Annotated in this window: 10 protein-coding genes; 6 read left to right on the top strand and 4 right to left on the bottom strand. The window is 46.1% G+C overall.

Features of this window, described 5'->3' with window-relative positions:
- The first annotated feature begins 423 nt into the window (after nt 1–423).
- Together aceE and W234_RS0109525 are read left to right on the top strand one after the other, a co-directional pair.
- A complete protein-coding gene (gene aceE / locus W234_RS0109520) occupies nt 424–3237 on the top strand; it encodes a pyruvate dehydrogenase (acetyl-transferring), homodimeric type (RefSeq protein ID WP_025646631.1) in 2814 nt (937 codons plus the stop codon).
- A gap of 38 nt (nt 3238–3275) precedes the next feature.
- Complete coding sequence (locus W234_RS0109525; RefSeq protein ID WP_025646632.1) at nt 3276–5051, top strand: 2-oxo acid dehydrogenase subunit E2; 1776 nt, start codon at nt 3276–3278, stop codon at nt 5049–5051.
- A gap of 182 nt (nt 5052–5233) precedes the next feature.
- On the opposite strand, the gene W234_RS0109530 is transcribed toward W234_RS0109525, so the two are convergent.
- On the bottom strand, nt 5234–5857 hold the full coding sequence (locus W234_RS0109530; protein WP_025646633.1) for an OmpW/AlkL family protein: 624 nt from the start codon (nt 5855–5857) through the stop codon (nt 5234–5236).
- A gap of 836 nt (nt 5858–6693) precedes the next feature.
- Between W234_RS0109530 and W234_RS0109540 the strand changes: the two genes are divergently transcribed.
- Nucleotides 6694–7677 (top strand): ion transporter, encoded by a 984-nt coding sequence (locus W234_RS0109540; protein ID WP_025646635.1) that lies wholly within the window; start codon nt 6694–6696, stop codon nt 7675–7677.
- 7 nt (nt 7678–7684) lie between these two features.
- Here the strand turns inward: W234_RS0109540 and W234_RS0109545 are convergent, their stop codons facing one another.
- The 3 genes from W234_RS0109545 to W234_RS0109555 all read right to left on the bottom strand — a co-directional run bounded on the left by W234_RS0109545 (nt 7685) and on the right by W234_RS0109555 (nt 12506).
- A complete protein-coding gene (locus W234_RS0109545) occupies nt 7685–8344 on the bottom strand; it encodes a TerD family protein (RefSeq protein ID WP_025646636.1) in 660 nt (219 codons plus the stop codon).
- A gap of 62 nt (nt 8345–8406) precedes the next feature.
- Nucleotides 8407–9456, bottom strand: a complete 1050-nt coding sequence (locus W234_RS0109550; protein WP_227501941.1) for a helix-turn-helix transcriptional regulator — start codon at nt 9454–9456, stop codon at nt 8407–8409.
- Between the two features lie 299 nt (nt 9457–9755).
- Nucleotides 9756–12506 (bottom strand): Lon protease family protein, encoded by a 2751-nt coding sequence (locus tag W234_RS0109555; protein WP_025646638.1) that lies wholly within the window; start codon nt 12504–12506, stop codon nt 9756–9758.
- A 232-nt stretch (nt 12507–12738) separates the two neighbouring features.
- On the opposite strand from W234_RS0109555, the gene rsmG reads away from it, so the two are divergent.
- The 3 genes from rsmG (at nt 12739) to W234_RS0109570 (ending at nt 16063) form a co-directional block, all read left to right on the top strand.
- Nucleotides 12739–13440: a 16S rRNA (guanine(527)-N(7))-methyltransferase RsmG gene (rsmG, locus tag W234_RS0109560; RefSeq protein WP_037059514.1), complete on the top strand. Its 702-nt coding sequence runs from the start codon at nt 12739–12741 to the stop codon at nt 13438–13440.
- 183 nt (nt 13441–13623) lie between these two features.
- The gene (locus tag W234_RS0109565) at nt 13624–14403 is read left to right on the top strand and encodes a ParA family protein (RefSeq protein WP_025646640.1); all 780 of its coding nucleotides are present in this window, start codon (nt 13624–13626) and stop codon (nt 14401–14403) included.
- Nucleotides 14404–14866: 463 nt separating this feature from the next.
- Entirely contained in the window at nt 14867–16063 is a 1197-nt protein-coding gene (locus W234_RS0109570; RefSeq protein ID WP_025646641.1) for a ParB/RepB/Spo0J family partition protein, read from the top strand.
- Nucleotides 16064–16104 lie beyond the last annotated feature (41 nt).

Genomic DNA, 16104 nt, shown 5'->3' on the forward strand with positions numbered 1-16104 from the left:
CAGGAATATTGTAAGAATAGGATCGCTTTTACAGCGCTATTTTTCTAAAAAATGCCTAACGTATCGGTATTTACTAATAGCCATAAACATTTAGCTCATAAGCGCCTATAATAGAGCTCAGTGATTATATGTAAACTGACTTTTAGATTGCGATTGTTCTCAACCCAATTGACAAAGTCCTCTCATGTCAGCCTCGCATTGAAACCCAAATCAGTAGACAGTACCCTTTGGCAATATAAGGAAGTTGCAAAATTGTCTGTTTCTTCATTATTTTAATGAATAACAGTTATACATAAAGTAATATAGAAGCCTTAATGACAGGCTTTCACCTTATTTTATAACCAATAAGTCTCACCTTAGTATTTAAGCGAAACCACCCATCCTGTAGCAAACAGGAATGACTCATAAAAAGGACAAGTAAAGATGAATTATTACAAGGATGCCGATAGCACCGAAACACAGGAATGGCTAGATGCTTTTGAATCAGTGATTAAGCATGCCGACAAGGATCGTGCCCAGTTTTTATTAAAAGCGCTCTATAACATGTCGGTACAAGAGGGCTTGCCATTTAACCGTTTGGACACCGCTTATATCAATAGTATCGCAGTCGAAGACGAGCCGATGTACCCCGGTGATTTGGGCATAGAGCGTAAGATTCGGGCGCTCATTCGCTACAACGCGCTGGCTATGGTGATGCGCGCGAATAAGAACGATGATGATTTGGGTGGGCATTTAGCGACATTCGCCTCTAGCGCTACGCTGTATGAGACGGGTTTTAATCACTTTTTCCGTGCCGCTAATGATCACTTCGGTGGTGATATGATCTATTATCAAGGTCACTCCGCGCCCGGTATCTACGCGCGCTCATATTTAGAAGGGCGTTTGAGTGAGGATCAACTAGAGAATTTTCGCCGCGAAGTTGGCGGTAAAGGCTTGTCGAGCTATCCGCATCCTTATTTGATGCCTGATTATTGGCAGTTCCCAACGGTGTCTATGGGTCTGGGCCCCATCATGTCGATTTATCATGCGCATGTGCACCGCTATATGGAAAACCGCGGCTTACTTGAGTTTGAAGGCCGCAAGATTTGGACATTCTTAGGGGATGGCGAGACTGATGAGCCAGAGAGCTTGGGAGCCATTTCTCTTGCTGGCCGCGAGAAGCTTGATAACCTCATTTGGGTCATCAACTGTAATCTGCAGCGTCTCGATGGCCCAGTACGTGGTAACGGCAAAATCATTCAAGAGCTAGAGTCGGTATTTCGCGGCGCCGGTTGGCACGTTATCAAGGTCATTTGGGGCGGCCAGTGGGATAATCTACTCGACAAAGATGACACTGGAGTACTCAAGCACCGTATGGAAGAAGCGGTCGATGGCGAATATCAGCTCTATGAGGCGCGTGATCCAAGCTTTGTGCGTAAAGAGTTCTTTGGGAAATATCCTGAGCTTGAAGAGATGGCCAATGAATTATCTGATAAGGATATCTCTCGCTTGAATCGCGGCGGCCACGATCCGGTGAAAGTCTACGCCGCCTTCAGTGAGGCGATGAAGACCAAAGGTCAGCCAACCGTTGTACTAGTAAAAACAGTCAAAGGATATGGTTTATCGACGCAAGCGCAAGCGGTCAATAAATCGCATCAGATCAAAAAGCTCGATCATGAGTCGTTGATGTATTTCCGTGATCGTTTTGATTTGCCGTTTACGGATGAGCAATTAGAGACGCTGCCTTTTTATCGCCCAGAAGAGGATTCTGCGGAGATGAAGTATCTAAAAGGTCGCCGTGAAGCGCTAGGCGGACATCTGCCTAACCGCCGTAGTGGTCATATCCCGCTTAATATTCCGGATTTGTCTATCTTTGATCGCGTGCTTAAGGGTAGTAAAGGTAAAGAGCAATCAACGACGATGGTGTTTGTGCGTCTGCTATCGGCGATGCTAAAGGACAAAGATATCCAAGACCGCGTCGTGCCTATCGTTCCTGATGAAGCGCGTACCTTTGGTTTAGAAGGCATGTTCCGTCAGTTAGGGATTTATTCTGCTTCTGGACAAAAATACACGCCAGAGGATAGCGAAGCGCTGATGGGTTATAAAGAAGCTATCGATGGTCATATGTTAGAGGAAGGCATCAACGAAGCAGGTGCGATGAGTACTTGGATTGCGCTGGCGACCAGCTATTCAGTCAATGCGCTGCCGATGATTCCGCTATATATTTACTACTCAATGTTTGGTTTCCAGCGTGTCGGCGATCTGGCTTGGGCAGCAGGCGACTGTCAAGCGCAAGGCTTCTTATTAGGCGCCACCGCAGGCCGTACCACCCTAAATGGTGAGGGCTTACAGCATCAAGATGGCCATTCGCAGATTTTATTTGGCGTTGTGCCCAACTGCGTGACCTACGACCCGTGCTTTGGTTATGAGCTAGCCGTCATTATGCATGATGGTCTGCGCCGGATGTATGGCGAGGGTGAGCGCGTCTATTATTACTTAACGCTGATGAACGAAAACTATGAGCAGCCAGCGATGCCAGAGGGCGTAGAGGAAGGCATCAAGCGCGGCATGTACTTGCTTGAAGATAATGGCTCAAGCCAAGTGCAGCTATTAGGCTCAGGGGTCATTTTGCGCGAAGTACAAAAAGCGGCGCAAATCCTTAACGATGAGTTCAATATCACCGCAAACGTCTGGAGCGTGACCAGCTTCAATGAGCTGACTCGTGATGGTATGGCTTGTGATGACTACAACCGCTTGCATCCGATGGAGGAAGAGGTCGTGCCTTGGGTCACAGAGCAATTAGCGCCACATAAAGGTATCGTCGTGGCTGCCACAGATTATATGCGGAATTACTCTGAGCAAATTCGAGCATGGCTACCAGATAACCGCCCATATATCACTTTAGGTACCGATGGCTATGGTCGCTCAGATACTCGTGAGCAGCTGCGTAGCTTCTTTAACGTTGATGCCGCTCATATCGTGGTGGCGACGCTCAAGCGCTTAGCAGACGAGGGCGAGGTTGAGATGCGCTTAGTCAAAGATGCGATCTCAAGCTTCGGCATAGAAGTCGATCAGCCGCCTGCTTGGCAGCAGCAGCCCCATTATGATCATTTCCCAGACGCTCCAGCACCAGATAACGTCAATCCAAATCCTGTTCCTGATTTTGTCGGTGAAGATGATGATGAAATCTCTAGCGAAGGCCGCGCCGAAGATCAAGCCGACGCCGAATTGCTAAATGATGATGACATCAAAGAATAGCCCACAATTACGTGACGATATAATAAGGAGAAACTAGGATGGATATTAAAGCCCCCGATTTAGGTGTCGAGAGCGCCGAAGTCAGTGAGATCATGGTAGCGGTCGGTGATATAATTGCTAAAGACGACAATATCATTTTATTAGAGTCTGACAAGGCATCAGTGGAAGTACCAAGCTCTGCTGCTGGTAAAGTCAGCAAAATCAACGTTGAGGTTGGTGACCAAGTGAGCGAAGGCATGGTGCTAATCGAGGTCGATAGCGATGCCGATAGCGGCGCAGATGATGAGTCTGATGATAGCTCTAAAAATGAGCAAAAACAGCCTGAAGCGGATACGGAGGATAGTAAATCTACAGAAGCAGCTGCTACAAATAACGATAAAGCAGAGCAGACAAAGGATAAGTCTGATACTTCTGAGCCTGAAGAGAGTACTGGCAGTACAACGACTCACGCGTTGCCAGACTTAGGCGTCGAAGAAGCGCAAGTGGCGGAGATTATGGTCAGCGTGGGTGATAAGGTCACCGCTGATGACTCTATCTTGCTCATCGAGTCTGATAAAGCGTCGGTGGAAGTGCCCGCACCCGAGACCGGTACTATTGAGAAAATCCTCGTGCAAGCAGGTGACATGGTCGCCAATGGCCAAGACTTTATCGTGATTGTTGGCAGTAGTGCAGATAACACCAATAGTTCAGATGGTTCGACTGCTGATAATCAAACGTCTAAAAAGGAATCAGAAGCTAAGCAATCAGCAAACGAGAGTGCATCCTCAGAGCAGCATAAAACAGGCGAGCCCAAACAAGCTGCAGCGCCATCGGCAAGTAAGTCGACTACTACTGATAGTCAGACTAAAAGCTCTGGCGGTAAGCTTACCGAAGCGCAAGTGAATGAGAAGCTCACAGAGGTGTATGCCGGTCCCGCCGTACGTAAGCTGGCGCGTCAATTGGGCGTAGATATCACCCAAGTATCCGGCTCAGCGCTCAATGATCGTATCTTAAAAGAAGATCTATTTGCTCATGTCAAAAAGAGTCTAACCACTCAAAAAGCTGCGACGACTAGCGGTAGTGTAGAGCGTGGCAGCTTACCAAGCTTGCCAGATATGAGTAATAAAGAGATTTGGGGCGAGACTGAAATAGAAGACTTAAGTCGTCTACAAAAGGTCTCGATTCCGCAGCTCAATTACAATACTTACTTGCCGCAAGTCACGCAATTTGATCTCTCCGATATTACTGAGACAGAAAAACTGCGTAGCGAGCTCAAAGGAGGTATGAAAGCAGAAGGTATTGGTTTTACAATTTTGGCCTTTATTGTCAAAGCGACCGCTTATGCTTTGACCCAGCATCCGCGCTTTAATAGTCATTTAAGCGATGATAATACGCAGCTGATTCTACGTAAAACGGTGAATATGGGCATTGCGGTGGCAACCGATGACGGTCTTATTGTGCCAGTGATAAAAAACGTACAAGACAAAGGTCTCAAACAAATCGCTATCGAGATTGGCGAGCTGGCAGGTAAGGCTCGTGATAAAAAGCTTGGCGCTAAAGACTTGCAAGGCGCGAGCTTTACGATTTCGAGCCAAGGGAATTTAGGCGGTACGGCATTTACGCCGCTGGTCAACTGGCCACAAGTCGGTATCTTAGGCGTGTCTGAAGCCAGTATGCAGCCGCGCTGGAATGAGAGTAAGCAGACTTTTGAGCCGCGTCTGATGTTACCGTTATCTTTATCGTATGATCACCGAGTGATCAATGGCGCTGATGCCGCGGTATTTACTCGCTATATTACGACTTTGTTAGCGGATCCGCGCCGTATTTTGTTATAAATAGCTTCTATCTAATATTTACCATTAATGTTATCAAAAGATCGTCTAAGGACGGTCTTTTTTTATACTTGTTGTGCCCGTCGTTTTTAATATAGGCTTTGAATAACCGTTCAACCAAACAAAAAAAAGCCAGCAAATAAGCTGGCTTTTTCTAGCGTCTGTGGTAAGACCTATTAGCAATATTAGAACTGTTTAACGAAAGCAATACCATAAACCCAAGGGCTGATGTCTACTTCGCCGATGTCATTACCGTCAAGCTTGGCATCAGTTTTGATATCCATGTAGCGCGCATCGATACGGAAGGCTTCTGTTGGTGCAAATGGAATGTCAAGACCGACATGACCGGCAACGCCTACGCTGTCGTCAAGCTCTAAGTCGCCAAGAGCAACCTTTTCTTCAAAAAAAGTGGTGTAGTTCACGCCTACGCCTACAAATGGCTTAAGGTTCATTGGCATATTATAGCCATCGAAGTGATACTGCAGTGATAGCGTAGGTGGTAGGTGCTGGGTTTTACCGTCAACTGTGTCGCCGTTTGCATCGGTCAAAGTGATGTCATGATGAAACGGAATAGCGGCTAGTAGCTCAATGCCAACGTTATTGGCGATAAAATACTCACCACTGATCGTCGGACGAATATCGTCATCAACTTCAACAGAAAAAGCACCGTCAGCCAAAGTACCGTTATCGCTTTTTGGGTCAACCATATGAGCACCGGCAGCGATACTCCAAGTACCAGCAGGTACGGCAAAGGCGGAAGTCATAGTCAGGGCAGTAGCAGCAGCTAAAACTAGGGATTGTAGTTTCATCATTTGATCCTTAAGGTAATAAGTGACTATCAGCGAATGACTAGTGAGGGATGACACCAGTTCTGATATCCTATGTTACAGTGATAAGATAAAGTGTTTATCTTATGTTTATTATAATATAAAAACCTTACAAAGAGTAGTGAATTAAAATATATTAGCAAGGTTTTTTGATTATAGATGGGTCTCAAAAGGATTTAGATGAATATTAAAGTTAAAAAGAGAATGGATATAAAATATTAATAGCGCTTTGTGATAAGGAGGGATAGATGACAGGTTATTGTAGTAATTCGCCGCTTCGTTGTAGCAAAGCGATGTCAATGACAGTCTTAAGTGAGACAAGTAATAGTTGCCCTCAGTGTGGTCTCGCTTTAGTATCTGATACTAGCAATAGCGGCTCAGTTATAGAGCAGCGCGTGCTACAACTAGGGTTAGTCGTTTTTATCCTTTTGCTGTTAGCGCTCATTTATATTTATTATGGACTATCAATCTAAAACAATTTTCTTTATAAGTAATGAACGATTCCGTGTGCTAAATCAGTTTTGATAAGCAATGAAAGTTTGATAAGCAATGAAAGTTTGATAAGCAATGAAAGTTTGATAAGCAATGAAAGTTTGATAAGCCCTAGAATTTTGATAAACATTGAAAGCTTATCAATCAGTGTAAACAGATCTTTTAAGCTCAGGACTTCTAATAAAGTTAGTCACTATTTGCCATAAATTTGATTTTACTACATACCAGCTATGTGCTTAGAGTGGTAAACTTTAAACCTCGTAACGTCTTCTCTGTATTTAACTGTTTTAACTATTTTAACTATCGCTCTTGTTAAAAGGATCAGCATGGCCTTTCACCCCATCAGGCAAACTCGGCTCTTCGTCTATAATGTTTTGCAAAACGATGAACATGACACGCTAGTTAGCCGTAGTGTTGATTACTTCCTAATTTTCTTAATCATGGCTAACGTCACAGCGGTGATCGCTGAGTCTGCTGACCAGTGGTATTACCCTTATCAAGAGTATTTTACGTTATTTGAAAACTTCTCAATCGTGGTGTTTTCGATAGAGTATTTACTGCGGTTATGGAGCGTGGCCGAGGCAAAACCTGATAACACCACTTGGCAGCAACGCTGGGAGTGGCTAAAGAGTCCCTCAGCCTTGATCGACTTGATCGCAATTGCGCCAGCTTTCTTAAACTTCTTTGTGACTATCGATCTGCGCTTCTTGCGGATACTGCGTTTATTTCGTATTTTGAAGCTTACCCGCTATTTTGCTTCAATGCGTATTTTACTGGTGGTCATCAGTAAAGAAAAAGGCTCGTTCCAAGCGGTCATTTTTATCTTAATCATTATGATAGTGACAGCGTCTAGTGGTATCTACTTAGTGGAGAATCACGCCCAGCCAGAAGAGTTTGAGTCGATACCTAAAGCGATGTGGTGGGCGGTGGTGACTTTAACGACGGTTGGTTACGGGGATGTCACACCGATTACCAACGCTGGTAAAATATTAGGCGCGATTATTACCATCTTAGGGGTAGGCTTGGCGGCGCTACCCGCGGGTATTTTGGCCACAGGCCTTGCTAATGAGCTGACGCAGCGCCGTGATGAGCTAGAACAAGACTTTCGTGAGCAGCTGATTGAAAGTGATTTTGATCTGGTGCAAAATCAGGCGATGATCGACAAAATCCGCCGCGAGCTTGGGCTGGATCGCGAGCAGGCGCAAGATATTGTGCTACAAGTGCTGCGTGAGCAGGAGCTTGAGCGCCGCGAAAAAGAAGTCTCTAAAGCAAAAAACTTCTGCCCGCACTGCGGAGAGGCACTACGCTAACGGCTCTCTAAAGAGGAGTGGCCGTTGGCTGTGCAATCGGTAGCGCGCGAGCAAGTTCGTGGGCGACTTGCTGCGCTAATTTTTCGATATCTTTAGCTTCTAGAGGTAGCTGCTGCACCGTTAGATACCAGTCATCAACTCCGCGGCGCAAGTTTGCGACCCAAAGTCCGTAGCAGTCACGCGGCAGCTGTTTTAGATCGACAGTAAAAGCTCGGTTGTATTCGTCGTCACTCAAGTGCACTTCACCGGCTTCTACGCCGGCAAGCGGTTGTTGATTGTAGGAATGGACAATCATAGCCACATGACGAATATGAGCGGGAATATGATCTAAATATAGGCGGATTTGTTCTTGATCTAAGGGCGCATTATATAAAGCCTGCTCACCGCGATCTTTACCATTTAGGCTATCGCCTTGATGCCTTACTGACTCCGCTTTATCACGCAGCTGCTTGAACCAAACGATATCATCTATGACACAATCATTATCATAGAGTACGCAGGCAATATCGACATCGATAGCTTTGTCATTTTGTTTGAGGCGTTTTTTTAGTCCGGTCGCTTTTGGCGGCGTGAATTGATAATTCATCGCAAAAAACAATCTATCTGTGGCGAAACCAAGAGCGCTTAAGCTCTCTGATAAAGGCAGTGTAGGGGTAGAGACTGACATAAATATCCTTCAATAACGGCGGTTTTTATTATTTGTTTGAGCCTAATGAGTTTGGTAAAAGCTTATAGTGGATTATGACTGTTTCCTAAGACCGCTTGATAAAGCAGATCAGGTTTGGCAGCTAGTAAACCGTCACCAAAGCCGCGCAGCCACCAGACCAATTGTGAGGTCATATTGACGGTCGCTTTCACGCTCAAAGTATCGTCATCATTGATAGTGACGGTTTGATCTTCACTGAGCTGGCTTTCGGTCAAGCTTTTACCTGCCCGTCTTGTAAAGGTCAGCTCGACAGCAGTATTCTTGCCATGATCGGGTAGCTGGCTCAGTAGCGGATGGCTAAAGCCCATACCGCCAGCATCTAGATAGCTGTCTAATAGGAAATCCTCAGGCGTTATCGCACTGGTCTCTAATATCTCAACACTCGCAAACCGATGCAGCGCAAAGGTGCGAATAATGAGCTCAGGGTCATCTGTACGCGTGGCTAACAGATAGATAATAACCCCGCGCTGAATAATGGCAATAGGGTTTAGGGTATATTCGCTAGCCTCACTTTTATTGCTACGCGTATAACGAGCTTTGATTTGTTGTTGATAAAATAGTGCATGATAGATGTTGTCTTTACTTTCTATATCGATAGGCGGCGCGATTAGCGGCTGCGTTGCCGGCTCAATACGCACGCGGTCGAGCCATGAATGGGTGACTTTGCTGTTTTTGAGCTGACGGCGCGCCAGATCAAACCAAGGAAATAACTCATCTAAGATAGCGGGCGGCAACAGCTGGGTCAGATTGGCCTCGACCATGTTGAAGGCGACCGCTTGCGATAGATTCATATGCGGCAGGCTCTGTAATGGCGCATCGTCACGCCAGCGCCAGCCTTGCGGATTAGCATTGTTTTTCTCAATAGGAAAGCGCTTAGCTAAGGCGTTGAGATCGCGCTGTACGGTACGCAAGCTAATATCAAATCCGGCTAATTTTAGCTGCTCATAAATATGAGTCGTACCGACCCAGCGATTGCGCTGTAGTTGCGATAATACTTGCCATTGCCGCGCAGTGGTAGCGGCACCATGGCGGCTAGCTGCCGAATCAGCCGCAAGATCGCCAGCTGAACTCATAGCATCAGAGTCGCTCAGTGGTTTTTCCATATTCTTTATGGTATCGGTGTCAGTCGCCTTAGTATGTTGCGCAGTCATTGGCTGATAACCTATATAAAGTCAAAACAAAATCAAAATTTGATATCTGAAGATCAAAGCTCTAGTGCAATATCGACTATAGCATCAAATCTGCTTTGCTTGTGTAGAGCAATACGAATTGACGCGCCATAATCAAAGGGTTTTATCATCGCAGAAAACATGACTAGCGTCTAGGGATGATTGCGCATGCTAAACTATCTGATACGCCTTATCGCTCATCGCTAGCTGCCGCGCTCATCGCTATCTACATTATCGTTGCAGGCTAAATCATCGTTTGCTTGGCTTGAGCTGTTATTATCGCGATCACGTTTTTCGCTGAGCTCATCGCGGCGCTTATCTGCCTTTTTTTGGCGTTTGGCTTTGCGCTTTTTTTTGGCCTTTTTATCAGATTTTTTGTCTTCGATCAGCTCATCCGCTGCTTGACTTTCGTCCCATGAGATAAGGCGCCTTAAAATTTTGCCAAATAAAGTCTCTTTATGGTAGCGACCTTTTTTATTAAGGGTATCAATCGGTAGACCGGTCATCAAAGTCAGCGCTTCATTGATAGTGCGCACGCCATAGATATAAAAGCGACCTGCTTCGACCGCTTTAATAATATCGTCACGGAGCATCAGCTGGTTGACATTGGCCATAGGAATGACCACCCCTTGCTCTCCTGTTAGCGCTTGCTCGCGGCAAGCGTCAAAGAAGCCGGCTATCTTGGCGTTAATACCACCAACGGCTTGTACTTCGCCTAATTGATTCATCGAGCCGGTAATCGCTAAGGCTTGATTGATAGGCACGTTGGCAAGTGCTGATAGGAGTGCACAAGCTTCGCTCACAGTAGCACTATCGCCGTCGATATGAGCGTAGCTTTGCTCAAACGCTAAGGAAGCGCTAAAGTTCAGCGCATGATGTTCGCTAAATAGTGCGCGCAGATAGCTGGTCATAATCAGCATGCCTTTTGCATGTAAGCTGCCGCCTAGATCGACATCACGCTCGATATCTAAGATATCTCCTGCGCCGGTGTTAGGCTGAATCACCGCCGTCAATCGCGCAGGCATGCCAAACTCACTATCAGCGTAGCTGACGACCGTTAGCGCATTGACTTGCCCAACGGCTACTCCCTTCGTTTGAATCAGTTGCTGACCGTTTTTTAACTCATCCCAGTACAAGTCGCGCAGGTAGCCTGAGCGTTCATCCATATCGTTAATGGCTTGCTTGACATGCTGAGCGCTAACGATTGTTTCATTAGTTTGATTCGTGCTTTGCTGCGTAGAAGTCTTGGTATCTAAACGCGCATGACGATGGGACTCGTGTAGCAGCTTGATCAAGCTATCACTATGTAAGCTAAGCCGGTTTTGATCTTCTGCTTGTAAGCTCAAATGCTCTAAAAGCGCCGCTTGTGCGTAGCTATCGAACGGATACAGATTGGCATGATCAATAATATCAGCCATCTTCGCGACTAGCGCGAGCTCATGCTCTTGACTGCGAATGACGTCGTCATGAAAGTCTGCGCGCACCTTAAATACCGCATCAAACTCCGGCTCTAGCTCTAACAGCTCGTAATATAGATCCGCTTCACCCAGCAAGATAACTTTGACATCGAGATCGATAGGGGCAGGCGCTAAAGATAAGCTACCGGTCAAGGTGAGCATTTGCTCAAGACTTGAGAGCTTGATCTTGCGCGATTGCAGCGCGCGCTTGAGACCTTGCCAAGCATAAGGATGCTCAAGCAAGTGGCTGGCCTCTAGCAGTAGATAACCGCCATTGGCGCGATGTAGGGCGCCGGCACGTATCATACTGACATCGGTCGTCACTGTACCTAACTGAGTGATTTGCTCCACATGACCGAGTAGGTTTAAGTGAGTCGGTAAGTCTTCAAATATCACCGGCGCGCCGCTATTAGGCTGATGACTGACCATGACGTTGACCGCATATCGACTCGGTGTGGTGGCCAGTAGCGCTGTGACAAACTCTTCATCATCCCCATTGACGATGTGCGGCGCGTGCGCGATCATATCGTTAAGTAGCGCTTGCAGATAATCAAGCACAGATGATTGGTCCGCGAACTGCTCGCGCACTTCAGTGAATAAAGGCTGCAGCGCTCGCTCAGCGATATCGCGATGCAGAGTTTCAATGGTGTCATTGGCTTCATCTTCTAATTGCTCTAAGGCAATGGTTAGCTGATTGAAGCGTTTTTGCATATGGTTTTTATGAGTGAAGTGACCTTTATCGTTATCGGCTTGCGTATTTTTATTGGCTCTGTTTTGCTCAGTAGCGTTATTTTTGGGGGCATCATCAGTACGGTTCTCAGCTACTGATGCCAATTGGCTAGGATGCACAAACATCGCTTTATTGTCCGAGGCGCGAAAACTCAAAGCTAAGTCATATTGTTTGCCTTCAGCGTTTAAGGCCTCGTAAGCATGGCTTTCTTTTTCATGCGCGTCATTTTTTATCGCTTCAATCTGGCTTTGATAGTAGTCGCTACGAAAGCGCTGACTTAAGCGTTTTTTGGCCTGTAGCCATAAGCTATTGACTTGTTGCTGCAACTGCTTAGCTTGTCCTGCTGGCAGATGTAAGGACAAAGGCGTACGCGGATCGGCAAAATTATGCACATAGACCCAATCATTAGGCGTAGGGTTTTGAGCGGCGATTTGCTGCAATAAGCGGCTGATGATGGTACGTTTGCCAAGCCCATTTTCGCCCGCGGCAAAAACATGGTAGCCACTAGCATCGATATCGATTGCCGTCTGCAAAGCTTTGATAGCACGCTGCTGACCAAAGCCGATATCTAAGGGCGGCGCACAGCGAGTATTATTAGGTAAGGGGTGAGCTTGAGTGTAACGCTTCAATTGCTTGGTATCGATCAGGCAGCGCTGTTTGGTTGCAGCGAAGACAGGATGAGAGCCTATTGATGCTTTATCCTCACTCTGATTGGTATGAGTTGAAAGCTTCGATGGTTTGCTAACAGCAGTGGACGGTTTGATCATAGGGTATAGTAGTCATCTAGATAAAAGAAATGTGGTGAAAAAACAATGTTAGGAGTAAAAGTGATAAGTGCTAGGAATAAACGTGATAAGTAGCAAAAGTAACTGTGACTAACATAACTCAATACAAGGTAGATAGTATAAGATGACCAAGATTGACGCAATCTATAACTATTCAAGTGTTGAGGTGCATGATAAAATAATCGGTTCAATTAAATAATGGATAACGTGTTATATGTCAGCTTCTGCCACTTCCTCATCCGCCAGCCTTACTATTGACCCTACTGGATTTGCAAAGCTTGGCCCGCAGTTGCCGCTACTCGCAGATATCTTGGCGCAGTCAACTGAGCAGTTATCTTTAACACTATCCGCGACCCAGCAGCGCCAGTTATTATTGTACTTAGACCAGCTTTTATTGTGGAATAAAGCGTATAATCTAACCGCCATCACTGATCCTGTCGAAGCCCTTATCAAACACGTTATCGATTGTTTGGCTATTATAACGCATTTACCAGCCGGGGATTTGTTAGATATCGGTACGGGTGCAGGCTTGCCGGCAGTGATTATTGCCATTTGTCAGCCTGAACGCCACTGCACCGCGCTCGATAGTAATCAAAAGAAGATCCGTTTTATCAGACAGATCAGTAGTCAGCTTGGTCTGAGTAATGTGCAGCCTATTGCCGCTCGTATTGAAGTGCACGAAGCACAATATCAAGTAGTGACCTCGCGAGCTTTTGCCAGCTTAACCGATTTTGTATCGGTGGCGCAGCCGCGATTAGCCGAGCAAGGCTATCTGTGTGCAATGAAAGGTAAAGCGCCAAGCGCCGATGAATTATCAGCGCTAAAGCCGGCTTGGCAGATAAAAACTATCAAACTAGCTGTGCCTCGGTTGCAGGATAGCCGACATTTAATTGAATTATGCAATAAAAGTGTCTAAGCTGTCGCCACTTTGTGTATGATAAAGCAGTCGTTATCAAGATAAGGCGACATGGTTAATAATAACAGCCTAGAAACAAAAGCTTGGCAATATTTGCTGCAAGCAGCCTTAGTACTAACCCTATGTTAAAATAAAAAGTTTGATATCAATACCAGTAATAGACCTAATAAATTGAGTGAGTGTATGGAAATCATAGCCATTGCGAATCAAAAAGGCGGCGTCGGTAAAACCACGACGGCTGTGAACTTGACCGCAAGCTTAGCCGATAAGCGTCAGCATGTTTTGCTGATTGACTTAGATCCGCAGGGCAATGCCACTACCGGCACCGGTCTGCATAAAAACGAGCTTGAACTAACCATAGCCGATGTGCTGCTTGATGGTGTGTCGTTACAAGAAGCGATTGTTAAAAGCCCAGCCGGATTCGATGTCATCGCGGCAAACCGTGAGCTGGCTGGTATGGATATTACCCTGATGGGTCAGACCAATAGCCATGAGCTGCTAAAATCAGCACTGAGCGACTTAGTGGCAGAGCAAGCGAATCAGCAAAGCCAGCCCTACGATTATATTATTCTGGACTGCGCGCCAAGCCTGAATCTTTTGACGGTGAATGCGTTGGTGGCGACAGACGGAGTGATTATCCCGATGCAGTGCGAGTACTATGCGCTAGAAGGGTTAGCCGATTTATCACAGACCATAGAGCGCTTAACTGAGCTCAACCCTAAGCTGCATATTCGCGGCGTCGTGCGTACCTTATTTGACGCGCGTAATACCTTAGCCAATGACGTGTCGCAAGAGCTAGATGCGCATTTTGGTGATATTATGTATCGCACCCATATTCCTAGAAACGTGCGTTTGGCAGAAGCACCTGCGCATGGCATACCGGTATTGGCTTATGAGCGTTGGTCAAAGGGCGCTAGAGCGTATCAAAAGCTTGCGGACGAAGTCATCGAGCAAAGCGGTTAGGGTGACAGAGCTGTTAGCGACAAATAGTCGTTAGTGATAAAAAGTTAAAACATTAGGGCGTGTTGAACATTCGACCTTGGCACTGACAGAGACTATTTTTTAGGCGATTTGCAGATAAAAATAGTAAGTTTAGTCGTTCTAAGCGTCTATTTTTATCAATAAAGTGGCAAAAAATAGTCCTGTCCCTGTTGTTGTAGTTAGGGCTGATGCTAAAATCGCCCTAGTCGTTGCGACTGTTTAAATAAAATCAGCTAGCCAATGCAATAAGCATTACCTGCAATTTTAACGACGACTAGAACACAGCTTTGATTAACTAGTAGCGATCAGCAGTGCGCATTTGTGAATGTTCAACACGCCCTAGCATTAATCAGTATTTTTATAAGTGATGGCAGTGTCAAAGAGTCAGTCAATGTCTTCATTATTATCATTTGGTTTTTATTGTAGCGTTAGAGGATAAGGAATCATGGCGAAAAAACGAGGATTGGCTGCCAATCGAGGTTTAGATGCCTTATTAGGGTCAATAAAAAAAGAAAAACAAATTACCGCCTCAGCCTTGCAGGATGACATGGCAGCGCGCGCTGCTAATGCTGAGAACGATGACGCCAATGATAACACGGCTCGTAAGGGTAAGAGTGCTACCACTCCTACAAGCGTTAATGTGACAAGCAGTAAAGCGGCAGCGCCAAAATCGATAGCTGCCAATCAAGATGCCGTTGTTGATACTGATGCTAATAATGATATTGAGCCAGCGCCAGCTAAGCGATCAGCGCGTACTACTCGTAACCCTGTTAAGACGCGCAATAATAAACCTCGTAGCAATGAGCAAGATAATACAGCGACTGAGGATCAAATCAGCTTAGTACAAATAGATGTGGGTCGTCTGCAGGCGGGTAAGTACCAACCGCGCCGCGATATGAGTGAGACGGCGCTCGCAGAACTGGCGGCTTCTATCGAGCAGCACGGCGTCATGCAGCCTATTGTGATAAGACCGCTACTCGCCAATGAAGATAAAAGTACGGATGAGGTCACGCACGAGATCATCGCCGGTGAGCGTCGTTGGCGCGCTGCAAAAATGGCGAATAAAACAGTGATACCAGCGATAGAGCGTGCCTTGTCCGATGAGCTTGCTATAGCGCTAGCTTTGATCGAAAATATTCAACGCGAAGATTTATCTGTTATCGAACAGGCAGCAGCGCTACAACGCTTTCATACTGAGTTTGGTATGAGTCACGCTATGATTGCTGAGGTAGTAGGGAAGGCGCGTACCACAGTATCCAACTTACTACGGCTCAATCAGCTTCATGATACGGTCAAAGACCACCTTTCAAATGGCGCGCTTGATATGGGTCATGCTCGTACGCTTTTGGCTTTATCCTCCAAGCAGCAGCCCATCATCGCCCAAAAAATCATCGATGGGAATATGACGGTGCGCGAGGCTGAAAAGCTGGTGAAGTCTATCTTGCAGCCTACCAAAAAAGCGCAGGATAAAAACGCCGCACAAACTCACGATGTCGAGCGCCTGACCCAGCGTTTGACAGACGCGCTAGGGGCGCAGGTTAAGCTCAAACACAAAAAAGGCGGTCAAGGTAGCGTTGAGATATTCTTCCACAACCAAGACGAGCTATCCGCTCTCATCAAACATCTAAACGTGCAAAGCTAGCCTGTATTGCTGTTATTGATACAGAAACTGGTTAATAAATA

This window comes from Psychrobacter sp. TB15 (assembly GCF_000511655.1).
Lineage (GTDB): Bacteria > Pseudomonadota > Gammaproteobacteria > Pseudomonadales > Moraxellaceae > Psychrobacter > Psychrobacter submarinus.

Bases quoted from the DNA above. Each gene is read 5' to 3' on its own strand.
- aceE (WP_025646631.1), top strand. From the start codon at position 424: ATGAATTATTACAAGGATGCCGATAGCACCGAAACACAGGAATGGCTA.
- W234_RS0109525 (WP_025646632.1), top strand. From the start codon at position 3,276: ATGGATATTAAAGCCCCCGATTTAGGTGTCGAGAGCGCCGAAGTCAGT.
- W234_RS0109530 (WP_025646633.1), bottom strand. From the start codon at position 5,857: ATGAAACTACAATCCCTAGTTTTAGCTGCTGCTACTGCCCTGACTATG.
- W234_RS0109540 (WP_025646635.1), top strand. From the start codon at position 6,694: ATGGCCTTTCACCCCATCAGGCAAACTCGGCTCTTCGTCTATAATGTT.
- W234_RS0109545 (WP_025646636.1), bottom strand. From the start codon at position 8,344: ATGTCAGTCTCTACCCCTACACTGCCTTTATCAGAGAGCTTAAGCGCT.
- W234_RS0109550 (WP_227501941.1), bottom strand. From the start codon at position 9,456: ATGAGTTCAGCTGGCGATCTTGCGGCTGATTCGGCAGCTAGCCGCCAT.
- W234_RS0109555 (WP_025646638.1), bottom strand. From the start codon at position 12,506: ATGATCAAACCGTCCACTGCTGTTAGCAAACCATCGAAGCTTTCAACT.
- rsmG (WP_037059514.1), top strand. From the start codon at position 12,739: ATGTCAGCTTCTGCCACTTCCTCATCCGCCAGCCTTACTATTGACCCT.
- W234_RS0109565 (WP_025646640.1), top strand. From the start codon at position 13,624: ATGGAAATCATAGCCATTGCGAATCAAAAAGGCGGCGTCGGTAAAACC.
- W234_RS0109570 (WP_025646641.1), top strand. From the start codon at position 14,867: ATGGCGAAAAAACGAGGATTGGCTGCCAATCGAGGTTTAGATGCCTTA.